Source organism: Streptomyces sp. NA04227, from assembly GCF_013364195.1.
Taxonomy (GTDB): domain Bacteria; phylum Actinomycetota; class Actinomycetes; order Streptomycetales; family Streptomycetaceae; genus Streptomyces.
In genome coordinates this window covers 4,107,635-4,132,559 of the sequence record NZ_CP054918.1, presented here as the reverse complement: position 1 = coordinate 4,132,559, position 24,925 = coordinate 4,107,635, and the positions used below count along the sequence as shown (strand labels likewise).

The 24,925-nt window shown below is 71.8% G+C and carries 16 protein-coding genes, 3 tRNA genes and 1 pseudogene; 10 read left to right on the top strand and 10 right to left on the bottom strand.

Annotated elements, in window-relative coordinates; translation table 11 throughout:
* Position 1 precedes the first annotated feature (1 nt).
* Both HUT18_RS17565 and HUT18_RS17560 read left to right on the top strand, forming a co-directional pair.
* Complete coding sequence (locus HUT18_RS17565; RefSeq protein ID WP_176101588.1) at positions 2 to 556, top strand: hypothetical protein; 555 nt, start codon at positions 2 to 4, stop codon at positions 554 to 556.
* Between the two features lie 111 nt (positions 557 to 667).
* Positions 668 to 1,156, top strand: a complete 489-nt coding sequence (locus HUT18_RS17560) for a hypothetical protein (RefSeq protein ID WP_176101587.1) — start codon at positions 668 to 670, stop codon at positions 1,154 to 1,156.
* Between the two features lie 254 nt (positions 1,157 to 1,410).
* Here HUT18_RS17560 and HUT18_RS17555 read toward each other — a convergent pair.
* The 4 genes and pseudogenes from HUT18_RS17555 to HUT18_RS17540 form a co-directional block, all read right to left on the bottom strand.
* Positions 1,411 to 2,423: pseudogene (locus tag HUT18_RS17555) on the bottom strand (IS5 family transposase).
* Positions 2,424 to 2,492: 69 nt separating this feature from the next.
* Positions 2,493 to 2,966: an RICIN domain-containing protein gene (locus HUT18_RS17550; protein ID WP_176101586.1), complete on the bottom strand. Its 474-nt coding sequence runs from the start codon at positions 2,964 to 2,966 to the stop codon at positions 2,493 to 2,495.
* 934 nt (positions 2,967 to 3,900) lie between these two features.
* A tRNA-Arg gene (locus HUT18_RS17545) sits at positions 3,901 to 3,973 on the bottom strand.
* 298 nt (positions 3,974 to 4,271) lie between these two features.
* A tRNA-Ser gene (locus HUT18_RS17540) sits at positions 4,272 to 4,362 on the bottom strand.
* Between the two features lie 321 nt (positions 4,363 to 4,683).
* On the opposite strand from HUT18_RS17540, the gene HUT18_RS17535 reads away from it, so the two are divergent.
* The 3 genes from HUT18_RS17535 to HUT18_RS17525 all read left to right on the top strand — a co-directional run bounded on the left by HUT18_RS17535 (position 4,684) and on the right by HUT18_RS17525 (position 13,679).
* Positions 4,684 to 5,235, top strand: coding sequence for an SSI family serine proteinase inhibitor (locus HUT18_RS17535; protein WP_176101585.1), 552 nt, complete (start codon positions 4,684 to 4,686; stop codon positions 5,233 to 5,235).
* A gap of 510 nt (positions 5,236 to 5,745) precedes the next feature.
* Complete coding sequence (locus tag HUT18_RS17530; RefSeq protein ID WP_176101584.1) at positions 5,746 to 11,403, top strand: PAS domain-containing protein; 5,658 nt, start codon at positions 5,746 to 5,748, stop codon at positions 11,401 to 11,403.
* Between the two features lie 314 nt (positions 11,404 to 11,717).
* A complete protein-coding gene (locus HUT18_RS17525; RefSeq protein WP_176101583.1) occupies positions 11,718 to 13,679 on the top strand; it encodes a hypothetical protein in 1,962 nt (653 codons plus the stop codon).
* 220 nt (positions 13,680 to 13,899) lie between these two features.
* Here HUT18_RS17525 and HUT18_RS17520 read toward each other — a convergent pair whose 3' ends face one another.
* From HUT18_RS17520 to HUT18_RS17505, 4 genes are all read right to left on the bottom strand, one after another.
* Positions 13,900 to 15,549 carry a long-chain fatty acid--CoA ligase gene (locus tag HUT18_RS17520; RefSeq protein WP_176101582.1) on the bottom strand — a complete coding sequence of 550 codons (1,650 nt, stop codon included), beginning with the start codon at positions 15,547 to 15,549 and terminating at the stop codon, positions 13,900 to 13,902.
* A gap of 207 nt (positions 15,550 to 15,756) precedes the next feature.
* Complete coding sequence (locus HUT18_RS17515) at positions 15,757 to 16,308, bottom strand: SigE family RNA polymerase sigma factor (RefSeq protein WP_176104602.1); 552 nt, start codon at positions 16,306 to 16,308, stop codon at positions 15,757 to 15,759.
* Between the two features lie 679 nt (positions 16,309 to 16,987).
* A complete protein-coding gene (locus HUT18_RS17510) occupies positions 16,988 to 17,176 on the bottom strand; it encodes a hypothetical protein (protein ID WP_176101581.1) in 189 nt (62 codons plus the stop codon).
* A gap of 199 nt (positions 17,177 to 17,375) precedes the next feature.
* The gene (locus tag HUT18_RS17505) at positions 17,376 to 17,681 is read right to left on the bottom strand and encodes a hypothetical protein (RefSeq protein ID WP_176101580.1); all 306 of its coding nucleotides are present in this window, start codon (positions 17,679 to 17,681) and stop codon (positions 17,376 to 17,378) included.
* Positions 17,682 to 18,029: 348 nt separating this feature from the next.
* Here HUT18_RS17505 and HUT18_RS17500 point away from each other — a divergent pair, with 348 nt between their 5' ends.
* The 5 genes from HUT18_RS17500 to HUT18_RS17480 all read left to right on the top strand — a co-directional run bounded on the left by HUT18_RS17500 (position 18,030) and on the right by HUT18_RS17480 (position 22,763).
* A complete protein-coding gene (locus tag HUT18_RS17500) occupies positions 18,030 to 18,917 on the top strand; it encodes a bifunctional DNA primase/polymerase (RefSeq protein WP_176101579.1) in 888 nt (295 codons plus the stop codon).
* 502 nt (positions 18,918 to 19,419) lie between these two features.
* Positions 19,420 to 20,289, top strand: a complete 870-nt coding sequence (locus HUT18_RS17495) for an oxaloacetate decarboxylase (protein WP_176101578.1) — start codon at positions 19,420 to 19,422, stop codon at positions 20,287 to 20,289.
* A 92-nt stretch (positions 20,290 to 20,381) separates the two neighbouring features.
* Positions 20,382 to 20,630 carry a hypothetical protein gene (locus tag HUT18_RS17490; protein WP_176101577.1) on the top strand — a complete coding sequence of 83 codons (249 nt, stop codon included), beginning with the start codon at positions 20,382 to 20,384 and terminating at the stop codon, positions 20,628 to 20,630.
* Positions 20,627 to 21,892, top strand: a complete 1,266-nt coding sequence (locus tag HUT18_RS17485; protein ID WP_176101576.1) for a bile acid:sodium symporter family protein — start codon at positions 20,627 to 20,629, stop codon at positions 21,890 to 21,892. Before HUT18_RS17490 ends, HUT18_RS17485 begins: the two co-directional genes overlap by 4 nt.
* Positions 21,893 to 21,947: 55 nt before the next feature.
* A complete protein-coding gene (locus HUT18_RS17480) occupies positions 21,948 to 22,763 on the top strand; it encodes a sulfite exporter TauE/SafE family protein (protein ID WP_176101575.1) in 816 nt (271 codons plus the stop codon).
* Positions 22,764 to 22,873: 110 nt separating this feature from the next.
* Here the strand turns inward: HUT18_RS17480 and HUT18_RS17475 are convergent.
* Both HUT18_RS17475 and HUT18_RS17470 read right to left on the bottom strand, forming a co-directional pair.
* Positions 22,874 to 22,961, bottom strand: a tRNA-Ser gene (locus tag HUT18_RS17475).
* Positions 22,962 to 23,002: 41 nt separating this feature from the next.
* The gene (locus tag HUT18_RS17470; protein WP_176101574.1) at positions 23,003 to 24,688 is read right to left on the bottom strand and encodes a S1C family serine protease; all 1,686 of its coding nucleotides are present in this window, start codon (positions 24,686 to 24,688) and stop codon (positions 23,003 to 23,005) included.
* Between the last annotated feature and the right edge of the window lie 237 nt (positions 24,689 to 24,925).

The following is a 24,925-nucleotide window of genomic DNA, read 5'->3' as shown; positions in this document are numbered from 1 at the left end:
CATGGACTGGACCACGCCCGTGAGCACACTGATCGGCGCCGTGGTCGGCGTCGGTTCGACCCTGCTCGCGGAGAGCCTGCGCTCGCGGCGAGACCGTGGCACGCAACACGAGTCACTGAAACGGGAGTTGTACGCCCGCTACCTGGCCGCACTGACCGCCACGGACAGCGAACTCCAGCTCCTGGCAGTCCGCCACCGGAACGCGGGCCCGGTCGACGAGCTGGAGATCCGCGACGCCTGGCGCAGCCACGCCCTGCTCGCCCTCAAGTACGAGATCCAGCTCGTGGCCCCCGCCCCGGTCTCCGAAGCCGCCGAACAGACCTACCGCCGCCTGCGCGAACTGCGCAACGCGGTAGGCACCCAGAACCTCGCCACCCGCACCTCCGCCCTGGACACCACCTCGGGCCCGGACACCACCCCCAGCCCGGACACCACCTCCGTCCCCGCCCCCCGCAGCGAGGCCTGGCAAACGGTCCACACCCCGTACGTCGACGCCCTGGAAACCCTCCGCGTCGCCATGCGGGCCGACCTGGGCGGCCCCGACCGGGACCGGTGACGGCGGACCGTACGACGCGCGGTTCGGCGGGCGACGTTACTCCGCGCGCCAAACCCCGGCCTGGCAAGGGGAGTTCGTGACCGTGCGGACAGTTCGTGATCCACTGATGCCATGGAAGTGGTGGCAGGAAGCCTCATAGCGGTGCTCGGCACACTGCTCGGCGCGGCGCTCACGCACGTGTTCCAGCGCAGGGCGGCCAATGACGCCGAGCGCTCACGGCAGGCCGAACAGATCCGCCAGGAGCGCCTCGACGCCTACGCACACTGCGGAGGCGCCCTGATGAACTACCGCCGCAGCGTCATGGACCGCTGGTTCGCCCGCGACGAGCAGAAGCCCGCCGAGGTCCAGGAGGAACTGCGCTACGAGTCCTACCGTCAGCGCTCGGCCGCCGAGGAGGCCGTGTTCCGGGTGGAACTCCTCAGCGACGACCCGGCGTTGAGCCAGCTCGGCCGCGACACGATCAACCGCATCGCCACCATGCTCGCCGCCGAAACCAACGAGCAACTGGCCCTCCACCGCCACGACTCCCGCACCTGGATCCACGAGTTCATCAGCACGTCGAAGGCGCAACTTTCACGCGGGGGCGGTTCGGGGGGTTGACGGGCGGACGAGAGCGGGGCGGAACAAGACCGGAGCGGAACAACGGCGAGACGGACTCCGGTACTGGCGCCGAGGGCTGACGCCTGCGGCCTGAGCACGGCCACATCACCGCGCCCCCATGTCACTCCTCCACAAACGGCGAATGCCCTCCGGGATTCCGGAGGGCATTCGTCACTATTCCATCCGACGGTACCGCAGTCAGCCGGCGTCCCCGCTCACAGCCGCCGTGTGCTAGGAGCTGTTTGGGGTTCGGATCATGTGGTGGAGGTGAGGTACTTCAACCACATGATTGAGCCTCGTAGATGGAGTCCGGCTTCGTAATTCTCTGGGGCTTTGTCGTAGCGGGTGGCCAGACCGCGCCAGGTCTTGAGTTTCTGGAAGCAGCGCTCGACGGTGTTGCGCTGCTTGTAGCGCTCTGGGTCGAAGGTGACAGGCCGGCCACCGGCCGACCCCTTCTTCTTTCGGTTGGCCTGCTGGTCAGCCTTCTCAGGGATCACCGCGGTGATGTGCCGACGGCGCAGATAGGCCCGGTTCGCCTTCGACGAGTACGCCTTGTCCGCGGCCACCGACCGGGGGCGGGTGCGGGGCCTGCCCGCCGGTCCGGGCACCCGGATCTTGTTCAGGAGTGTCGGCAACTGCGGACAGTCCCCGGCCTGGCCGGCAGTGAGGACGAACGCCAGCGGCAGGCCCCGGGCATCGACAGCGGCGTGGATCTTGCTGCTTAACCCGCCGCGGGACCGGCCGAGTCCGGCCGCCTTGGCCCGGGCCCTGGTGCGGCGGCGTGCGCGAGCACGGTCCTGGCCCGGCGGCGTGTCCGCACCGGTCGCGGACGGGCGCGCACCACCCTCCACACCGGCGGCTGATCGTCCAGCGGAGCCCCCTTTTCCTCGGTCAGCGCCTGCTCCAGCGCATCCAGGGTCTCCCCGGCGACCGCCAGCCCCGCTGCTTCGTGGTGAGCCCGCACGATGGTGGAGTCCACGCTGACCAGCTCAAGTCCGACCTGCCCGCGCATGCTGGCCTCAGCGATGAGAGCTTCCATCAACACCTGGAACACCCCTGCTTTGGCCCAGGCATTGAAACGGGAGTAGACCGTGGACCAGGGGCCGTAGCGTTCTGGCACGTCACGCCAGCCCGACCCGGTGCGGAACCGCCACAACACCCCGTTGAACTGGTCCCGTACCCGACGCGGCAGCGGCCCGGAAGCGGCCACCGGCAGGTGTGGTTCCAGCAATGCCCACTCAGCATCCGTCACATCAAAACGTGCCACACGCCGCTTTCTACCAGCCCCGACCAGCACACCACCCGGCCTCACCAAGATCCGAACCCCGAACAGCTCCTAGGCGACGGCTGGAGTGTCCCACTTATCCGCGAGGGAGTCCTGAATCGAGTACAAAAAGGGATCCCCGCGGCCATTCAGCCCGAGGTAATAGTTGCTGCGCACGTTGTTGATGGAGACGCGACCCTCGTCGCGGTCCCGTGCGCGCCAGACGTGGTCATAGCCGTCCGAGTCGCACCTGATGGTGGCGAGGCTGCCACCGCTCTGGGCCAGGCACTGACCGGTTTCCTGGTTCTGCAGGCGGACGAAGCCCTCCTTGTGGATCCACTTCCATTTCATGTATCCATTGGCTGTCGAACACCGATGCGCGTTCACGCCACCGTCAGCGGATGCGTCCAGGCAGTAGTTCACACCGCTTCTCCATGAGGAGATCCGGGTGACAGAGTCGGCGGCCGGATAGGCCCCCGCGGGGGCAGCGCCCGCGAGCGCGAAGGCGACGGCACCGGCGGCGAGCGAGGGGATGACCAGGCGCAACGTGGGTCTCCTGATTCTGTGAGCACGGCGGAACCGAAATCCGCGGTGCGAGGGGCGGAGCCTTCTCTTCGCCGTCGGTCCCCAGCAGCCGTGCTGCTGGGGACCGGACCGCTCAGACCGCCTTACGGGCTTTCTCGTCATCGAGGATCGACTCCGGATATCCCTCGGAAAGCTCGGGCGGCCTGCTGAGATTGCCGGGGGCAATTCCCGAAGCCCGTCACAAGCTAGAGGACGTCTTGCAGGCAAGCGTGCGAAATTGGATGGAGTTGGGCCCAAATCACTCCGCTAGCGTCAGTTTCTTTCCGAAGGGTCCAAGCCCCTTCACGGACAGATCAAGCTAGGAGAGGCGGCGCTTCGGACCACATCGGAGGCCACCCGGCTCATACACCTGTCCGGGCTGCTCACCCTCGCCCTCGACTGTCGAGGACGGCGCGGCCGTAGTGCTCGGCAGCGATTGGTGCGGCGCCGTTGTACGTCAACTACGAGTCGTTGCTGCGCCCTTGGCAAGTGCTGCAACAAGCTCCCCTCAGACCGAACCGTGCGCTTCCTTCTCGTGATCCTGCGGGCGGCTCTCCAGCACGCCGTCCGTGAAGACGAGTTGCCCCGCATCGTGGCGCGGAACGTGGAGCTGAGCATGGGAACGAAGCGTGATATCGAACCGCTCACCGTCGAGGAAGGGCGTCAGCTCCTGGCGGCTCCTTTGAGGCTCTGGATGCTCGCGCCGACGTCCGCAAGGTCCGCTTCCACGATCTGCGCCGCACCTGTGCTTCGCTCCCCCACGGACAGGGCACCGACGCCCGCATGATCATGGAGGTTCTGGCCACAGTTCGAACCGCGTGACCACGGACATCCTCTGAGGGGTTGCCGTCAAACGCTGCCGTCAAGCCAAAGCCAGAGGCCCTGTGGATCACTCCACAGGGCCTCTGGTCTGCTGTGCACTCGGCAGGATTCGAACCTGCAACCTTCTGATCCGTAGTCAGATGCTCTATCCGTTAAGCTACGAGTGCTTGTTTTGTTGTGCTCCCCGGCCGGTTTTCGTCCCGGTCGGCGTTGCGGGAACAACATTACATGACCTGGGCCGTCAGGCGAAATCCATTACCCGCACCCCGCCTGACCTGGGAAAACTCCCTCTGAGTGCCCCTGCCTGGCGGGGCCTGATCAGCGTCCTCGCGGCACGTCGCGGCCCGCACGCCCCCGCGCGCGCGACCCGCCACCCCCACCGGCACCACCACTCACCCGTACCGGTGAGAGCGGGGCACAAACGATCGAAGCCCCGGCCGTCTGGCCAGGGCTTCGGATCTTCGGCGGAGGCGGAGGGATTTGAACCCTCGATGGGGTTTAAGCCCCAAACCGCATTAGCAGTGCGGCGCCATAGACCGGACTAGGCGACGCCTCCAGCACACCTGCGTGAAGCGGGTGCGTGCAGATGATGACACAGTCCGCCGGGGTGTCACCAATCGCACCCCACGGTACTGGATCGGCCCGAGCGGAGTCTCCGCCAATTTCGCTCACGCTCCGCCCCGCCCTGCCCGGCTGTGAGCGCCGCCACCCTCCGGCGGATCGGTGCCGTCCGCAAGCGGGGGCGGCCGGACGGACGCGGCCGGGTCCCGATCGAGCCAAGTCGGGTGGCGGGGCGCAACGTCCGGGCGCTTTGGGCGTTGAACGCGGCAGAGACCGTGCGCCGCCCAGGCGTACGCGTGATCACTGTGGAGTCGCCATGCTGCGCCGCCTCGCCCTCTCCGCCTCCTTCGGCCTGCTCGTCCTCGCCGCCGCACCCGTCGCCGCGCACGCCGAATCGCTGCTGCCACTGCCGCTGGACCCGTCCCCGATCGCCGCCCCGGACCGGCTGAAAGTCACCGTGACCGAGGCCGACAGCTCGCTCAACGGGACGTACCAGCTGAACTGCAATCCGGCGAGCGGCAACCACCCCAAGGCGCGGCAGGCGTGCGAGCGGCTGGCCGAGCTGGAGGCCGAGCGCGGTTACGCGTTCGCCGAGAGCGAGCAGCGAAAGGGACGCCGCGCGGCGCAGGGCAAGCCCGGCCCCGGCGGGGAGCGGGCGGCGCAGGCGCCGATGTGCACCATGCAGTACGGCGGACCGGCCAAGGCGCGGATCACCGGTACCTGGCACAACCACCCCGTGGACGTCACGTACGACCGTCGCGACGGCTGTGCCATCTCGGAGTGGAACGAGATGGTCCCGGTCATCCCCGTCATCGGCGGCCGTGGCGACGACCGCCCGGTCGACCACACCGCCGGGGCCCACCGCTGACGCTCGGCTGACCAGCCCGCGCCCACCTGCGCCGGTCCGCGCCTCCCCTCGCCTCCCCGCACCGGTCCGCGCTTCCTCACACCGGTCCGCGCCTCTCCGCACCGGACCGGACCAGCGTGACCCGGCGCGGGCTCGGGCGTGTGCGCGGGCGCGGGTGAATCCGGGGCGCGCCCCCGTTCGCCCACTCTTCCTCCCCACTTCGCGCAGGATTCCCGTACCTTCCCCGCGCCCGCCCCGGATTCGCCCGAGGTCTCCCTGCCGCTCACTTTTCGCACCGTCCGGACGCCCGAGCGCCATCTCCCCACCCGTACCGGTGTCTTCGGGCGACTCGTCCCCGCCCCCGATTCGCTCCGCTTGTGCTCTTCGTTCGGTTCGTGCGCGGGCCGGATCACGTCCGGCGTCGCGAGCGCAACGCCTGCCCGTAGACTCCCTCCCGTGACACGCGTGGGGTCAGCGGGCAAGATGGCCTAGCGAGTCGGCAAGGTGCGGTAACAGGGAGGAAGCTTCGTCGTGAGCAGCAGGCCATCCCGAGGCGCTGCTCGCCTCGCTGCGATACTCGATGCGCTGCCGGACGCACTGGTGCTGGTCAACGCCAACGGCACCGTCGTCAACGCCAACAGCGTCGCCCTGGAGACCTTCGAGACCCCCGGCTGCGCGCTCGTCGGGCGCGGACTGCTCGATCTGCTGCCCGTCTTCGACTCCCGTCTGATCCCCGGCTCGATGCGCAGGCCCGCCTCCCTCGACGCCGCCGGGCGCACCAAACCGAACCGGATGACCGCCCGCCGCACCGACGGCAGCGAGTTCCCGGTCGAGGTCACTAGCGCGAATCTGGAGAACGGCAAGGAGGCGTACGACGGTTACGCCTACTCCGGCGACGAACTGCTGATGGTCGTCGTGCGCGACCTCAGCGGCACCGTCGACACCGAGGCCGAACTGGCCCGTTCGCAGCGGCAGACGGAGATGATCCTGCGCGCCGCGGCCGAGGGCGTCGTGGGCACCGACACCGAGGGCCGGGTGGTCCTGGTCAACCCGGCCGTGGCCCAGATCCTCGGCTACCGGGCCAGCGACCTCGGCGGCCATCTGCTGCACCCGCTCGTCCTGCACTCGCGGGCCGACGGCGAGCCCTTCCCGTACGACGAGTCGCCGCTCGCCGACACCCTGCGCTCCGGGCGCAAGCACCGGGTGCGCGGACAGGTCATGTGGGCCAAGAGCGGCGATCCGGTGCCGGTGGACCTGACGACCTCGCCGGTACGGGACGGCGATCAGCTGGTCGGCGCGGTGCTGACGTTCACCGACCGGCGGGCGTTCGACAAGCTCGCCGCGGCGAAGAAGGCCCAGGCCGAGAAGTACGAGAGCACCCTCGCCACCCTGCGCGAGGAGCACACCACCACCCTGACGACGCTGCGCGAGGAGCACGAGGCCGCCCTGGCCGCGCTGCGCGAGGAGCACTCCGCCGAGCTGGCGCGGCTGACCGAGGAGCACGACGAGCAGCTCGCGGGCGAGAAGGACCGGTACGCGGCGCTCGCCGAGCGCGAACAGGACCGGTACGAGGCCCTGGACGCGCGGCACGACCAGCTCATGGAGATGCTCGGCGGCTCACTGCGCGGCCCGCTCGACGAACTCCGCCGCGAGCTGGGCAAGCTCGCCGCCGACGACGCGGGCCAGCTCTGGCCCGAGGCCAACCAGGTCCTGCACTACCTGTCCGCCGGTTACGCCCGTATCACCACACTCGTCGACAACGTCCTCGGCTACCAGCGCCTCGACGCCGGTACGGACGACCTGAACCGCCGCACCGTCCTGCTCGACGCGGTGGTCACCGCCGGTGTCGAGGGCGCCGTCGAACTGATCGGCCCCGGCCGCGCCCAGTTCGCCGTACACGCCCCGCCCATCGAGGCCGAGGTCGACCCGGAACGCCTCGCCACCGCGCTCGCGCACCTCGTCGCCGACGTCGCCGGGGTCGACGCGACCGGCAACGCCCCCGTGGCGGCCAGCGGTTACATGGACTCGACGATCGTCGTGGCCGCCGCGCAGCGCGGCGAGGTCGTACGGATCGAGGTACGCGGCCCCTACGCGGGCGGCAACCCGGTCCACGAGCCCATCGTGCGCGGCGTGGTACGCGCCCACGGCGGCGTGCTCCAGACCCACGAGGTGCCCGGCATGAGCGGCCGCGCGTTCGTCCTGGAGGTGCCGATCGGCGCCGGGGCGGGGGCCGTGGGGCAGGGAGAGGGCGAGCAGGCCGACCAAGGCGGCACCCGGGGCGGGGCTGCCGGGCCGGGTGCGGGATCCGCTGCTTCGGGGGCTTCGGGGGCGTCGGGATCGGCTGCTTCAGGGGAGTTCGGAGCGTCTGGAGAGTTCGACGGGGCCAGGGAGTTCGAAGGGTCCGGGGAGTTCGAAGGGTTTGAAGGACCTTCGGAGACCGGGGAGTTCGGGGCGCCTGGTGGTGTCGGTACGGATGGATCCGGCGTGGACGGGGCCGGACCCGGCACGGACGGGGCCGGTGCGGCCTCCGGCGCGACGGCCGGGGGTGGGCGCAGGCGGGCCAGGCGGTCCTCGGTGGACGCGTTCCTGGACAGCGGGCTCCCGGGGCGTGGCGCGCGGCCGGACACGCAGACGGACACACAGACAGACACGCCGAGCCACGAGCAGACCGGCAACTCGGCTTCCGGAGGCGGTACTTCGGGCTCCGGCGTGAGCGCCTCGGGCTCCGGCGCGGGCGGTACCGAGGGTGCCGGTGCGGGCGCCGGTGGTACGGACGGTGCCGGTGCGGCGCAGGCCGGGACCGGGCGGCGTCGTCGACGCAAGGCGGAGGGCGCCGGTGCGGCGCCGGACGCGCAGGTCTCCGGGGGCGATCGCGAGGCGACGGCCGGGGGCGCGGGCGACACGAGCGCTTCGGGCGATGCGAACGGTACGAACGGTACGAACGGTGGTGCCGGTACGGGCGCCGAGGTGCCCGCCGCGCGCGGTACCGGCCGCAGGCGCGGCAGGCCGAGCCCGGCCGAGGGCGCCGTGACGGCTTCCGGTGAGTCGGCGCCCGGCCAGCGGCTCGGTGACACGGTGCCGCCGCAGGGCGTACCGGCTCCCACCGGCCGCCGCGCCCGACGCGAGGGCAACGCCCCGGCACTCCCGGCGGCTCCCTCTCCTTCCACGGCTCAGTCGGGTCAGCCGGGGCAGCCCGGTGCGAGTGCTCCAGCGGCGCGCAATGCCCTGGGCGCGGGGCCCGGTGCTTCCGTACCGTCCGGTGCTCCCGTTCCGCCGGGTGCGCCGAACAGTCGGCAACCGGGGAACCTTCAGAACCCCGGGGGTTCTCAGCAGCTTCCTGGAGGCCCCGCGGCTCCCGGACTCCCGTCAACTCCCGGTGTTCCGGCGGCCCGTAGCGGCCACGGAGCCGTGGAGGCTTCCGGTCCCGGCCGCCATGGCGGGGTGCCCGGTCAGGGTGCGGGTGCCCAGGGTCAGGTCGGCCGGGGCGGCGTCCCCGCGCAGGGCCGTGGCACGAACCGACCTCAGGACGGATCTCGGGACGACGCTCGGGACGGATCTCAGGACCGCCCTCAGAACGGACCGCACGGTGGGCTCGGGCAGCCGGTGCCCGCCGCGGGCCTCGCGGGTGTGCGTCGGCCCGGCGCCGGACCGGCGGGGCCGGGCGGGGCGGGTGCCGCCGCGCTTCCCGGTGCCCGGGCTCTTCCGGGTGCCGCCGCGCTCGCGGCCGCTCACGGGACCCTTGGGGCTCCTGGTCTGCCCAGTGGTACGGGCAGTTCGGCGGGTACGGGTGGTCCGTCCGGTACGGGCATGCCGGGTCCCGAGGGTGAGGGCGTGCAGCAGCCTGCCGGGCGCCGTCGGCGTGCGCTGGCGGCCGCGGCCGAGCGGTCCTCGGCGCAGGAGGCGGCGGGCGGACGGGTGTTCGCGCTGCCGCCCGCCGAGGCGGACCGTTCCCCGGAGGACCGGGGCGGCCCGCAGGGGCACGGACAGGCTTGGGGCCACGCCAACGACGCGGGCCAGCACACCATGCTGCTCACGGACGGCCCCGACGACTTCACCCCGCCGCAGGCCCACCCCAGTCCGGCACCCACCGGCCGCCGCCGTGGCCGCTCCGCCGCTGCCGCCGAGCAGGGCGCACCGGCCACCGACGGACTCGGAACTCCCGGTCAGGCAGGGGCGGTTGAGGGTCGCGGGCGGGAGGCCGGGGCCCAGAGCCAGGGCCAGGGCCATCCCATGGAATCCGCACGGTCGATGGATGCCGCACGGCCGATCGAGGCTCCCGGGCGGCCGCCCGGTGTCCGGCGTCCCGGTACGACGGCTCAGCCGTTGCCGGAGGCCGCGCCCGTCCCGGCACCCGGGCCCGGCAACGGGACACCGGCCGGTGCCCTCCCCGCTCAGGCGTATCACGCCGCTCAGGCCACTCAGGCTTCCGGCCGCGCCCGGCCTCAGCTGCCTGCGCCCGGTGCGCCCGGCGGCCCCGTGCCCGGGATCCGCGATCCCAGGATCGCCACCCCGGACGGCCCGAACACCCCGAACCCCGCGCAGGCTCCGGACGCCCCGGATGCCGCCCACGCTGCGGGCTCTCCGCACACCCAGGGCGGCCAGCCCGCCCCGGGCCCCTGGGGCGGTACGGCTCCCGCCACGGATCCGCGGACGGCAAATCCCGCGCAGGGCACGCCGGGTACCCCGTCGCACGGCACCCCGACCGGGCCGACCTCGCACACCTCGGGCTCGGGCCGCTCCCTCGCCCAACCGCTCCCGGCCGAGGCGGGCGCCACCGGCGACACCGGCGGCGTACCCCTCGGGCAGCCCGCGCCCGACCCCGACTCCACACAGGGGCGCGCCATCAGCGTGCGCACCCTCGGACAGGGCGTGCCCTTCGGCCGCCGTATCGCCGAGCAGCAGCGCTCGGGCGCCCTGCCGCAGCCGCGTACCACAGGACGTACCGCCCAGGCCCTGCCCGCCGCCGCACCCCAGCCCGGCACCGGCCCGCACACCGGCCAGACCCCGGTACCGCCCCGCCCCGCAGCCTCCGCGTCCACCGGACAGCCCGGACCCGGACAGCCCGCCCCGGGCCAGACCGGAGCCGGACAGGCCGGAGCCGGACAAGCCACCCCAAGCCAGGGGACCCCGGTCCAGGCCTCCGGCGGCCAGACGCAAGGCGGCCCAGGCGGCCCAGGCTCCGGCGGACAGCAGTCCACCAGCGGACGGCGGCGGAAGCTCGGGACGCCCGGCGAGCGCGGTGGTTCCGGTGACACGGGTGCGCGGCGGCAGCCGCTCGGCGGGAACGGGAACGGGACGGCGTTGGCGCGTCCCGCCGCGTCCGAGGGCGGTGGCCGCTCGTACGCGATCGGCGCGCCGGACGAGAACGCCGACGAGGGCCCGGAGCCGCTGGACGGCCCCGGCGGCGCCGTCGAGATCGCCGAGCGCCCCCAACGCCAGCACCTGGACGACGAGTTGCCGCCCGAGCCGCTGGACAACCCCCGTCGGCTGCTGGTCTGGCCCGCGCCCGACATGGGGACCCAGCAGGCGCTGAGCGACCGTGGCTACCGGCCCGTCACCGTGAACTCGCGTGCCGAGGTCGACGCCCAGATCGCCGCCTTCCCCGCGGCCCTCTTCGTCGACCCGCTCACCGGCCCCATTACCCGGACCGCCCTCCAGTCGCTGCGCCAGGCCGCGGTGGCCGCCGAGGTGCCGGTCCTGGTGACGGCGGGACTCGGCCAGGCCAGCCGCGAGGCCGCGTACGGCGCCGACCCCGCCGTACTCCTCAAGGCCCTCGCACCGCGCGACAGCGAACAGCACCCGCCGCGTGTGCTGTTGATCGAGCGGCACGAGGAGATCGCGCTCGCGCTCACCGCCACCCTGGAGCGGCGCGGCATGCAGGTCACGTGCGCGCCGGACGACCAGGAAGCGGTACGTCTGGCCACCCAGATCCGGCCCAACCTGGTGGTGATGGACCTCATGGGCGTCCACCGCGACCAGGCGGGAATCGTCGACTGGCTGCGCGCCAACGGGCAGTTGAACCGCACCCCGCTGGTCGTCTACACCGCCGCCGTCGACCACCAGGACCTCCCGCGCCTCGCCGCGGGTGAGACGGTGCTCTTCCTCGCCGAGCGTTCGACCAGCCCGGAGGTACAGAGCCACATCGTCGACCTGCTGACCCGGATCGGGACCAACGCGCCTCAGGGTTGAGGGAGTTGGGGCGGGCCCGGGCCCCAGGGTTCTCCGGTGGCGGGGTCCGTCGACCGGGACACAAGGACCGCTGCCACTCGGGGTTCGTTCGCACCTGCTGGGGGTTCGTTCGCATCCGCGCGGGGTTCGTTCGTACCCGCTCCGGAAGTCCCTTCCGCACGCCGGGAGTTCTCGCCACGGGCGCGGAAGTGCCTTCCCTGCCAGCGGTGTTGTGTCCACGCTCCGGTATTTCCTTCGGCTAATTCCTTGGACACGGCAGGCTCCGGCTGCCAGGCTGCGCGCATGACCTACGGAATCGAGTCCCACTTCACCCGGTGAGCGCCGAGGAAGAGCGCGACGCGCTCGCTCCCCCGACTGCCTCACCGCCTGCTCCCCCGACTGCTTCCCCGACCGCCCTGTACGACAAGGTCCTGCGCCTGCTGGGCGATTGCCCCGACGGAATCCCGCCCCAAGGCGGCTTCTCCCTCCCGAGCCCCAGCCAGTCCGCGGCACACAAGAAGCCACCCTCGGGCCGCGAGGCGAAGGAAGCCCTCCGGGAGGCGCTCAGCCCGCTCCCGGACGATGCCGACACCCTGCACCGCCGTTTCGAACGGCTCGGCATTCGGTACCGTCACCGGAATCCGATCCGCTTCGCCGTCGCCGAACTTCCCTTGCCGGAAAGTCAGTTCGACGCTGCCCGCAGGCTGGCTCGGCAGTTGGTCCGGACGAGTGCCGACATGCCCGCCGTCCTCACGGGCCTGGCACTGCTCGCCCGCGTCGGCGAGGCCGAGGACGTTCCGCACCTCTTCCGTCTCGGCCTCGTCCGGGAGTTCACCAAGCCGGCGGTCCACGCACTCGACAATCTCGACAGCCGGGCCGCGGCCGTCGTCTGGCTCACGGTGTACGCCGACCGCGACGAACTGCGGCCACTGATCCGAACGTTGCGTGCGGAGGAGGGGCAGGCCATACGCACGGAGCTGGTCGCGTGTCCCTTCACTCACCGTTTCGTCTGCGGCGCAGAGGCCCGCCGACTCGCGGAGGCCTCTCAACTCCCGCACCTATTGGACCAGTTGCCCTCCGACGCCGACCTGCTCGCCCGAGCGGGCAGACTGCTGGTCCGGATGGGGTGCGCGCCCGACGACGCGCACCACCTGCTCCACTGCCACGACGCACTCGGCCTCTACGACCGGGTGGTCACCCGGGCCGGCCTGCTCCCGGCCACCCTCGACAACGCCGCCCTGCTGCTCTCGCTCGCACTGGACCTGAGCAGCGGTACCGGCGTGCTCCTGGACTGGCCTCCGGGACGGCGCGCGACCTTGCTGGATGCGCTGGAACGGCTCCTCGCCGAGCCCCGATGGGCGAGCGCGAACCTCGCCGTCGCTGGCGCCCCGGCCGACGCCCCGCCCGACGCCTCAGGTGAAGCCACGGGACGGAGGGGGCGTAGAGCCACACGCGAACCGAAGCCGCGGACCCGAGCGAACTGGATCCGCCGCACCCGGCAACGGCCGTTCCGGCTGACTGCCGAGCCGCCCGGCAGGCTGCGCATCGAGGTGGTTGTCAACGACCCGGCGAAGCGTCAATCGGTCCAGGCGCGCATCCTCGTCGACGGCCGCCCGCTGATACCGGCGGCCTTCCGTATCGGTGCCGCCCTCGGCCCCGCCTATGTGTTGGACGGTGGCAAGCTGCGGGCCACGGCGGAGCCCCGTACGGTGCAACTCGCCGTAGCCGACTGTGCCGAGGGATGTTGCGGCGGTTTCGGTGTCACCATCCGGCACGACGCGGACGACGCGGACGACGCGGACGAGGTGGGCGAGGTGGTCTGGGAGCTCCGGCGAACGCTGCCGTGGAGCAAGCCGGATGCCCTCGAACTCGGCCCCGTACTGCTCACCCACCGCTTCGACTCCGCCGCCTACGACGCGGAGATCGCCAGGGCCGAGGCCGACCACTCCTGGTCCTGGCCTGCTCGCACGCTGGCCCGCCTGATCAAGGAGGGGCTGGCCGAGAAGCCGGAACTGCTGAGCCGATGGGGCCTGGAGCGGGGCCGGATCGCCACCGACTTCAGCGATCCCGACGTGGTCGAGATGACCTTCCTGCGCCTGCCGGACACGGAGTCCGGGAACCCGGAGCCGCCCGAGGACATCCGCCACCACCACTGGCGGATCCGGGACGACGGCACCCCTCCCGAGGCACAGGCCGCTGCCGTCCTGCGTCGACTGGCGGAGGAGGACCCAAGATCCCGCCCGCCACAAGAAGCGACCGCAGCGACCGCACAAGAAGCGCCTGCCCAAGAACCTTGACGCAAGGCCGAGTTGCGCAACCCGCGCAGTAGGCAGGCGACTTGGCGAACTTGCCTGCCCAGCCGAGTCGTTGAGAGGCACCATCCCTCACCACCCAACCCCTCACCCGACACGAACGCCCGCCGCCGACCGCCCCTTTCACAGGTGCGGTCGGCAACGGGCGTACGGAACCTCGGAGTTCGGTGACGTCCAGACCTCAGAGTTCGGTGACGTCCAGACCTCAGAGTTCGGTGACGTCCAGCTCGCCCTCCGCGTACTGCCTGCGGATGACCTTCTTGTCGAACTTGCCGACGCTGGTCTTGGGGACGGCGGGGATGATCGTCCAGCGCTCGGGGAGCTGCCACTTGGCGATCTTGGTGGCGAGGAATTCGCGCAGTACGGCGAAGTCGGCCGTCGAGCCCTCCTTGAGGACCACGGTCGCCAGCGGGCGCTCGCCCCACTTCTCGTCCGGCACCGCGACGACGGCGGCCTCGGCGACCTCGGGGTGCGCCATGAGGGCGTTCTCCAGCTCGACCGAGGAGATCCACTCACCGCCGGACTTGATGACGTCCTTGGCGCGGTCGGTGAGGTTCAGGTAGCCGTTCGGCGTGATGGTGCCGACGTCGCCGGTCTTCAGCCAGCCGTCCTCGCTGAACTTGTCGTCGGGGCGCAGCGGTTCGCCCGCGGCGCCGCCGTAGTACGCGCCCGCGATCCAGGGGCCGCGGACCTCCAGCTCGCCCGCGGACTCGCCGTCCCAGGGCAGCCGCTCACCGGCCGGGCCGGTGAGGCGGGCCTCCACGGAGGCGGGGAAGCGGCCCTGCGTGATGCGGTACGGCCACTCCTCCTCGGGGGTGAGTCCGGCCGGCGGGTGGCCGACGCAGCCGAGCGGGGAGGTCTCGGTCATGCCCCAGGCCTGTACGAGACGGACCTGGTGGCGCTCCTCGAAGCCGCGCATCAGCGAGGGCGGACACGCGGAGCCGCCGATGATCACGGTGGCCAGGGAGCTGATGTCCCGCTTGTTGGCGTCGAGTTCGCCGAGCAGGCCCTGCCAGATGGTGGGCACCGCGGCGCTGACCGTGGGGCGGATCCGCTCGATCATCTCGGCCAGCGGCACCGGCTGCAGGAAGCGGTCGGGCATCAGCAGCGAGGTGCCCGCCATGAAGGCCGCGTGCGGCAGGCCCCAGGCGTTGACGTGGAACATCGGGACCACCGGCAGCGCGATGTCCTTGGAGGTCAGCGCGAACGACTCGGCGTTGTTGACCTGCATCGAGTGCAGGTAGAGCGAACGGTGGCTGTACAGCACGCCCTTGGGGTCGCCGGTGGTGCCGGAGGTGTAGCACAGGGCGGCGGCCTGGCGCTCGTCGATCTCCGGCCAGTCGTAGCTCTCGGCGCGGCCCGCGAGCAGTTCCTCGTAGTCGTGGACCCGGACCGAGGCCCCGTCGAGCACGGAACGGTCGCCGGGGCCGATCACCACGAGGTGCTCGATGGTCGGGAGCTGCGGGAGCAGCGGCACGAGCAGCGGCAGCACGGTGCCGTTGACCAGGACGACCCGGTCCTGGGCGTGGTTGATGATCCACGCGAGCTGCTCGGCGGGCAGGCGCAGGTTCAGGGTGTGCAGGACGGCACCCATGGACGGAACCGCGAGGTAGGTCTCCAGGTGCTCCGCGTTGTTCCAGGCGAGGGTCGCCACCCTCTCGTCGGCGACCACGCCGAGCTCGTCGCGCAGGGCGTGGGCGAGCTGCGCGGCGCGCACACCGACCTCGGCGTACGTACGTCGATGCGGGTCACCCTCGCCGGTCCAGGTGATGACCTCGGCGGCACCGTGCACGGTCGCGCCGTGGGTCAGGATGCGGCTTACGGTCAGGGGAACGTCCTGCATCGTGCTGTACACCGGTGGCCTCCCGAGGCGATGGCGGGTTTCGCCTCGTGATTCTGGTGCGGTAGTGGACGCTCTGTCACTAGCCTTCGGTATGTTCCTGCTCTCGTGACGCAACGTTGCTGTAACGGAGCCGTCAAATCGCTCTCCGTGTTCGCGGAGGCGGAGATTCCGGGACACTTCGGCCGCTCGGCCACCACTTCGGCCGACCGGCTCGGACCCTCAGACTCCCTGGCGCAGCTCCGGGTCCTCACGCAGCTTGCCGAGGGCGCGGGAGACGGCGGACTTCACGGTGCCGACCGAGACGCCGAGTATCTCCGCGGTCTGCACCTCGCTGAGGTCCTCGTAGTACCTGAGGACGACCATCGCGCGCTGACGATCGGGCAGCTTGGTGATCGCGCCCCACATGGCGTCCCGGAGCGCCTGCTGCTCGGCCGGGTCCTCGAGGACCGTCGACTCCGGCTCGGGCAGCTCGTCGCAGGAGAACTCGTCGACCTTGCGCTTGCGCCACTGCGAGGTACGGGTGTTCACCAGCGCACGGCGTACGTAGCCGTCCAGCGCCCGGTGGTCCGCTATCCGGTCCCAGGCGACGTACGTCTTGGTGAGCGCGGTCTGCAACAGGTCCTCGGCGTCATTGACGTTCGAGGTCAGCGAGCGCGCGGTGCGCAGCAGCACCGGGCCGCGCTCCTTCACGTACGAGGCGAAGGAGGGGTAGACGAGGTGCGCGTCCGGGACGGCCGGGGCGGAGGCCGGACGGCCCCGGTCCCGGGTCAGGGACCGGGCGGTGGACGCGGCCGTGGCCGAGGCGGTGGCCGAAGCGGTCTGCGCGGCGGTGGTCGGTCCGGGCGCGGAGGTCGGCGCGGAGGTCAGGGTCCCGTACGGGGACGGTTCCGTGCGCGGGGTTCCGGCCGGGCGCACGGGACGGGTCCGGTGCTGTGCCGGGACGCGCAGGGCCGTGGCCTGACGCCCGGCACCGGCCATCGCGGCGGCCGGGCGGCCGGTCTTTCCGGCTTTTCCGGTCTTCGCGGCCGCCGGAAGGGAAGGGGGGCGCTTCGCGCTCGTTGAAGGGGTGGTGGCGGGCGACGGGCGGGCGGCAGGGCGTACTGCGGTGGCCGTCGGCACGGCGGCGACGGCCTGGGGTGCGCTGGTGCAATGCCCAGTAACGGTCATGGCTCCACGCTAGGAGCGGCCGCCCGTGATGGGGATCGGCCGGAGGTGCCGAAGGCTTGTCCCCCTCAGGTTGTAGGGGTGAACTCAAGCTCACCTCCTGAGGGTGGAGTCCCCGGCGCGACCCCTTGCGGGTTGGCCCTGAGCCCCTGAGGGACGGGCCTCCGTGAGGACCGCGAGTGCCCAGGACAGCGGCCCCGGCAGCGGCCGGACAGGGCCCGGGCAGCGGGCCGGACCCGCGCGCCCACGCCTGCTCCCGCAGCCGTAACGCGCTCAACTCTCCGTACTACGAGGGGTGTTCCCCGCCCGCGAGGGATGCTCCCCGAGCACGGGGCGCGGCGCGGCACAACAGGCGTACGGACGATCCGATCCGCACGCCCCGTACGCCTTGCACGGCCCGTACGCCCTGCACGCCCTGCACGCCCTGCACGCCCTGCACGCCCTGCACGCCCTGCACGCCCTGCACGCCCTGCACGCCCGTACGCCTTGCACGCCCGTACGCCTTGCACGCCTCGCACCCCCCACACGCCCTCGCACGCACACACACCCGCGCGGCGGCGCCGAAGCACCGCCGCGCGGGCCATCACCCCCTCGGGCCGCTCTCTTCCGGGCCCCCCGGTCCGCCTCCCGGCACCCCACCGCGGGAGGAGGACCAGCCCCCGGAAGAGCGCGGCTCACCAGAGCGGGGCGAAGACGATCCCCGTACGGTCCTGGTCGATGTGGGTGAAGGCGGAGCCGTTGACGTTGGCCGTGGTGTTCTCGTTGGTGGCGCCGTTGCCGACGGCCTGCTGCTGCTGGGTGGACGAGATACCGGTGTTGGTTCCGCCGACACCGCTGCCGACGACGGAGGCCACCCCGGCGTTCGATCCGTCGCCCGCGAGAGCCCCGGTGTCGGCCGACGCGACGCCGGTGAAGAGGGCGGCGGCCAGCGGCACGGCCGCGAAGGCGGCAAGGGCACGAGCGGTACGGATGCTTGCCATGTCTGTTCCTCCCAGAACGGTTGTACGTACCGGTGTCACCGGCCGTACGACTTGGTTTCCGGGGCGGCCGGCCCGCCGCCCCGGAGTGGTTACGACGTCGCGAGAGCAGAGTTGCCCAGCGGTCTCGGCGGCCATGGCTGCGCGGGGGCCGATTCGCTCGCAGGCGTGAGCACTTGTCGATAAACCCGTATTGCAACCATTTCCCGAACAAACCCGAGGTCAGCGGCACAGGACGGTCGATTTCCAGGCGCGCCAAGGGGGTAACCGTTTCCCCTCATTCCCCGTGAAGGCCTCCGATCCGGGCGCCCCCCACTTCCCCTTTTCGAACATCCGTACGAACATGGAGCCATGGCCACCACCGACCGGCATGCCGTGCCTCCCGCCGCTCTGGCCCTCGCCCACGCCCTGACGGCCGCCGAACGCGGACTGGCCGTGATCCCCCTGTCCCGCCGCAAGCTCCCCGCCCTGCCCTCGCCGCACCGCGACGAACCGCAACCCGCCCACTGCCACGGCGAGTGCGGGCGGCCCGGCCACGGTGTGCACGACGCGACCACCGACCCGCACCGCATCCGTGAACTCTTCGCCGCCGCCCCTTGGTCCACCGGCTACGGCATCGCCTGCGGGCTGCCGCCGCACCACCTGATCGGCATCGACCTCGACACCAAGTCCGAAGCGGGCTCCCCGCACGGCCCCGCCGCGCTGCGCGAACTCGCGCTGCGCCACCTGTTCACGATCCCGGAGACCGTGGTGGTGGTGACCCCGAGCGAGGGCCGGCACGTGTGGCTGAGCGGCCCGCCGGACGTGGTCGTGCCCAACTCGGCGGGACGGCTCGCCCCCGGCATCGACGTCCGCGGCGCGGGCGGCTACCTCGTCGGCCCCGGCTCCCGCACCGACCACGGCACCTACGGCACCGTCCCCGGCACCGCCCACCTGGACCCCGCCCCCTGCCCGCCCGCACTCCTGCGCCTGCTGCTGCCACCGACCCGGCCCGAACACCCCGCGGGCGGCACCACTCCACCCGGTGCGGGCCAGGGACTCGTGCAGTTCGTCCTCGCGGCCCACGAGGGCCAGCGCAACACCCGCCTGTTCTGGGCCGCTTGCCGCGCCTACGAGAACGGCATCGGCGAAACCCTGGCCCACGCCCTCGTCAAGGCGGCCCTGACCACCGGCCTGACGGAGCGTGAGGCCCGCGCCACCCTCACCTCGGCGGCCCGCCTGACCCGCGGACCCCGCTGAGGCCGGGCGCCCTACAACACGACCCGACGCGAGCCGACACTCGACACTCGGGCCCCCGCGCCAACTCCCCACCCCCGTCCGGCGGTTGAAGCGGCGCGCGGGCCCGCCTCACGGGCGTCACCGCACTCCGGCCCTTCCGGGCGCGCACGAGGGCGCGGGAGGGCGCGCGGGAGCGCGAGGTTGCGCATATGCCAGAAGCAGCGCGTTTCCGCATAATACGATGACTCTGAGTCACTTCTTCACTAAAGGCGCGCCACGCCGCATATTGATGCAAGTTTCGCTATATCTAGACCTGTTCTTGGGACAGCAGCGCATGCCGTGCCCGGTCGCGGCCATGCCTTGCCGCGCCGTGCACGCCATGCGCTGGCCCCTCCCTCGGCACCACACCGCTGCGCACCGCACCCGCCCGCGCGCCCGCGCCCGGGCGGCCCGCCGTGCTGCGCGGCGCACGGGGCCCTCCCCTTCCCCTGGGCCCCTTCACAGGAATGAACAGGAGAACCTCATGACGTACGGACATACCCTGCGCGGCGAGATCGCGGCCCCCGGCACCACGCCCCTGATCGGCGTCTACGACATGTACTCCGCCTCCGTGGCGGCCCAGCACTTCGACGGCTTCTTCGTCTCCGGCTTCGGCTTCGCCGCCTCGTACTACGGCCTGCCGGACATCGGCTTCATCGCCTGGCCGGACATGGTCGCCTTCGTCGAGCGGCTGCGCGGCGCCTTCCCGCGGCACCACCTGCTCGTCGACATCGACGACGGGTACGTGGACCCGGAGGTCGCCTGCCACGTCGTACAGCGCCTCGAGCGGATCGGCGCCTCCGGCGTCATCCTGGAGGACCAGAAGCGGCCGCGCCGGTGCGGGCACGCGGACGGCAAGCAAGTCCTGCCGCTGGACGAGTACTTGGCCAAGCTGGACCTCGTCCTTTCCAGCCGTACCGACCTGCTGGTGGTGGCGCGTACGGACGCCACGGAGGAGTCGGACATCCTGCGCCGCGCCCAGGCGCTGGCCGAGACCGACGCCGATGTGGTGCTCGTGGACGGTGTGCGCAGCACGGACTGGATCCGCCGCATCCGCACCGTGGTCGGCGACAAGCCGATCCTGTTCAACCAGATCGCGGGCGGCAAGTCCCCCCGGCTCTCGCTCACCGAGCTCACCGAACTCGGCGTCGACGTCGCCATTTACAGCACCCCGTGCCTGTTCGCCGCGCACACCGCGATGGACACCGCGCTCGCGGAACTGAAGTTCGCCGACGGCCGTCTGCCCGCCGCCACCGACGGCACCGGCGCGGTCGGCGTACGCGAGTCCACGGAGCTCCTGGAGCGCAACATCAGCCGCCACCACGAGGCCGTACGACAGGCCGTCGCCGTATGACGCGCCCCCTCGGCCGCACCGCCGGGCACCGGTCGGCGCCCGGCGGTGGGGCGGCACCTTCCACCCCAACTGCCTTTCGTACGGCGGCCGTTGTGGCCGCGGCGGTCTCGGCCGTCGGCGTCGTGTTCGGCGCCGGTGCCACCCCCGCCGAGGCCAAGGGCCTCCCCAGCCTGACCCTCATCGACAACTCCGAGGCCGACTCCTGGCTGGAGATCGACCGCACCGGCAACCTGAACACCGGCGGCGGCACCTCGGGCAGCGACCACGACGGCAGCGCGGTGGACCTCATGGACACCCTGATGAACCCGGATCCACCGGGAGACGACGAGAGCGACGGATGACGGGCGGCGCGGTCGACGACGAGCTCGGGAAGCGGGGCGGCGAGGATCCAACTCCCCTTGCGGGGAAGGCGGTTGCGGCACCCGGGCAGGACGACGGGCTCCCGCGCCGCAGCGTTCCCGGCTCGCTCGGGGCCCGGCTCGGGGCCCGGCTCCGGAGCACACTCGGGAACCCGCTCGGGAACTCGCTCGGCAAAGCCGTCTCCGGGCTGCGGCGGGTGGTGGATCCGTACGTGGCGGCGCTGTTCGGCACCGTGGTGCTGGCGGCGCTGCTGCCCGCCTCGGGCGGACCCGCCGCGGTCGTCGACCACGCCTCCGCCGTCGCGATCGGCCTGCTGTTCTTCCTCTACGGCGTCCGGCTCTCGACGAAGGAGACACTGGCCGGGCTGCGCAACGTACGGCTGCACCTGCTCGTACTCGGCTTCACCTTCGTCTTCTTCCCGCTGCTCGGCCTGGCGGCGGCCGGACTCGTACCGTCCCTGCTCAGCCCCGACCTGCACACCGGCGTGCTGTTCCTGTGCGTGGTGCCCTCGACGGTCCAGTCGTCGGTGGCCCTCGCCTCCCTCGCACGGGGCGACGTACCGGCGGCGATCTGCGCCGGCACGTACTCGAGCCTGATCGGCCTGGCGCTCACCCCGCTGCTCACCGCCTGGCTGATCGGCCCGAGCACCGGCCTCTCCACGGACGGCCTGCTGCGCATCGCCGGACAGCTCCTCGCGCCGTTCCTGGCAGGGCAGTTGCTGCGCCCCTGGCTGGGCGGCTTCGTGGCCCGGCACAAGCGCGTACTGGGCCCCGTCGACCGCGTCTCCATCCTGCTCGTGGTCTACACGGCGTTCAGCGAAGGCATGAACCAGGGCGTCTGGTCCCAGATCACGCCGCCCCGCATGCTCGCCCTCTTCCTCGTCCTGGCCCTGCTGCTGACGCTCGCCCTGGGCTCCACACACGCCGCCGCCCGGATGGCGGGACTGCCCCACGAGCAACGCATCACCACAATCCTCTGCGGCTCCCAGAAAAGCCTCGCCAACGGCCTCCCCATGGCCGCCGTCCTCTTCGGCCGCGACGCCGCCCTCGCCGTACTGCCACTGATGCTTTACCACCAGCTCCAGTTGATGGTGTGTGCGGGGATGGCGCGGCGGTGGGGGCGTACGGGGGACGGCGGCGGGGTGGAGAGGGAGGACGAGGAGCAAGTGGAGGAAGGGGAGGAAGGGGCACCCGGGGAGGGAGTGGGAGGGGAGAGAGCCGTGGCGGCGGACCGGGCCGGGTGATCCGGAGCGCGGCCTGATCTAGCGGGCGGCGCCTCCTACCAGGCACGATCGCCCAATGACCAACGCCACGGCCCTCGTTCGCGCGCGCTCGACGCGTTCCGCGCCCTTGGTGTTCGGCGCGGGAGCCGCTGTGGGCGTACTCGGCGGGATGATCGGGCTGGGCGGTGCGGAGTTCCGCCTGCCCCTGCTGATCAGCCTGTTCGGGTTCGCCGCGCTCTCGGCCGTGATCCTGAACAAGGCGATGAGTCTTGTCGTGGTCCTGGCCGCGTTGCCCGCCCGGATGGCAGCGGTTCCGGCTTCGGAAGTGGCCGCGCACTGGCCCGTCGCGGTCAACTTGCTGGCCGGGAGTCTGCTCGGGGCCTGGGCCGGAGCGTCCTGGGCGGTGCGGATGCGTAGCTCCACCCTGTACAAGGTGCTGGCCGCGCTGATGGTGTTCATGGCTGCCGCCTTGGTGGCCACCCACAGTTCGGTTCTGGGAATGCTCGCGCTGCCGCTGTGGGCACGGATTGCCTGCGGAGTCGTGGCCGGGTTCGGAATCGGAGTGGTCGCGGCGATCATGGGCGTCGCCGGGGGTGAGTTGCTGATCCCGACGATCGTCTTGCTGTTCGCGCTGGACATCAAGGTGGCGGGCAGCCTGTCGCTGTTGGTGTCCTTGCCGACCATGTTGGTGGCCTTCGCTCGCTACAGCCGTGATGGCAGCTTCGCGGTGCTGGGTGCCAACATCCGGTTCACCGTGATCCTGAGCGGGGGCTCGATCGCTGGTGCGCTGCTGGGGGGCCTGCTGCTCGGTGTGGTTGCGGATCCGGTGCTGATCCCTGCCCTGGCCGTGGTCCTGCTCGTTTCCGCGGTCAAGGTCGCCCGGCATGACTGACGCTGCGGTGTGCTCACGAGTAGGCGGTTCAGGGCGGGACAAGTCCCCACGACGAAGGGGTGCCCCCAACTCGGGGCACCCCTTCTGACCAGCTACCTAGCTGAACTGCGCGGAGGCGGTGGGATTTGAACCCACGGTGAGGGGTTGCCTCACGACGGTTTTCAAGACCGTTCCCTTCGGCCGCTCGGGCACACCTCCCCGCGCCGGCGCATGCGCGGCGCGGGGTCAAGGGTAACGGCTCAGTTGTCGTCGCCCTTGCGCTGGCCCAGGACCACGTCGACCGTGTGTTCCTCGCCGTCGCGTTCGTAGGTGATTTCGACCTTGTCGCCCGGCTTGCGGGTCCAGATCTCGCCGATGAGGGTCGGGCCGCTGTCGATGACGGTGCCGTCGAGCTCGGTGATCAGGTCGCCGGGTTCGAGGCCCGCCTTGTCGGCCGGGCCGCCGGGGGTGACCGGCTCGGCGCCGTTCTCGCCCTCCTCGGTGATGCGGGCGCCGTCGCCGCCGCCCTCCAGGCTGACCGAGGCGCCGATCACCGGGTAGACCGGTTCGCCGGTCTTCATGAGCTGCGAGGCGACCGTACGGGCCTGGTTGATCGGGATGGCGAAGCCGAGGCCGACCGAACCGGCCTGACCGCCGTCCATGCCGCCGCCCTGATTGCCGGACTGGATCGCGGAGTTGATGCCGATCACGGCGCCGCCCGAGTCGAGCAGCGGGCCGCCGGAGTTGCCCGGGTTGATGGACGCGTCGGTCTGCAGGGCGCTCATGTACGAGGCCTTGCTGCTGGTGCCGCCGTCGCTGGAGGCCACCGGGCGGTCCTTGGCCGAGACGATGCCGGTGGTGACGGTGTTGTTGAGGCCGAAGGGGGCGCCGATGGCGATGGTGGCGTCGCCGACGGCCACCTTGTCGGAGTTGGCGAGCGGCAGCGGCTTCAGGTCGTCGGGAGCGTTCCTGAGCTTGATGACGGCGACGTCGTAGCCCTGGGCCCGGCCGATGACCTCGGCCGCGTACTTCTTGCCGTCCGCGAAGGTCGCCGAGAGCTTGCCGCCCTCGGCGGCGGTGGCCACCACGTGGTTGTTGGTGAGGATGTGGCCTTCCTGGTCGTAGACGAATCCCGTACCGCCGGACTCCTGGCCGTTGCCGCCGGACGCCTCGATCGTCACCACGCTGGGCAGGGCCCGCTTGGCGATACCGGCCACCGAGGTCGGCGAGCGCTTCAGGTCCGCCGCCGGGGTGTTCGCGTTGACGGTGGTGGACGTGCCCGAGGCGCTGTCGTCGTCCTTGCTGTCCGCGATGAGATAGCCGATGCCGCCGCCCGCCGCACCGGTGAGCAGCGCGCCCGCGAGCAGCGCCACCAACAGACCGCGGCGGCGCTTGGGCCGCGGCTGGTGCGGCTGGTAGCCGGAACCCCAGTGGTGCCCGCCGCCGCCTCCGCCTCCGCCGCCACCGGCGTACATGGGGACGGTCGGCGGCGCGGGCGGCCAGCCGCCCTGCTGGGGCGCGGGACCGGGACCGTGCGGGCCCTGGCCCGCCGCGCCCTGCTGCGGGCCCTGACCGCCGCCGTACTGGTACTCGCCGCCGCCACCGTACTGGTGACCGGCGCCGTACTCGGGGTGGTTGCCCTGGGCCTGGTGGTTGCCGTGGCCGTACTGCGGCGCCGCACCCGTCCCGCCCTGCTCGGCCGCGGACGAAGCGGGAGCGGACCCAGAAACGGAACCGGAACCGGAACCGGAACCGGAACCGCCGGAAGCTGCCGCCGGGGCCGCGCCGGCGGGATCAGGGTCAGGGCCCGAGGCCGCCGCCTGCTCGGCCGAGGACGGGGCGGGTGAGTCCACCGGCACGGGGGATGCGGACGGGGCGGGGGTCGGCGGGACCTTGCCGTCCGCGTGCTCGGCGTTCCCGGTGTCCCCGGTGTTCTCCGTGTTCACTGCGTTACTCCTCGCTCCACGGCTGTTGCCTCCGGTACCGGTCGCGGGCCGCGCCCGGCGGCTGTTCCAGCTGTGCACCTGTCCGGGACAAGCCTTTCCCAAGGGGCGTCAGGGCACCATAAACCGACGCTGTGCGTCCACCGGCCGCCGAGAGCGGCCGTGAGAGCCGCCCCGGACCACCGTGAACCGCCACGAACGCCGTTCCGGTTTCCACGGCCATCCTTGACGGACCGGGAA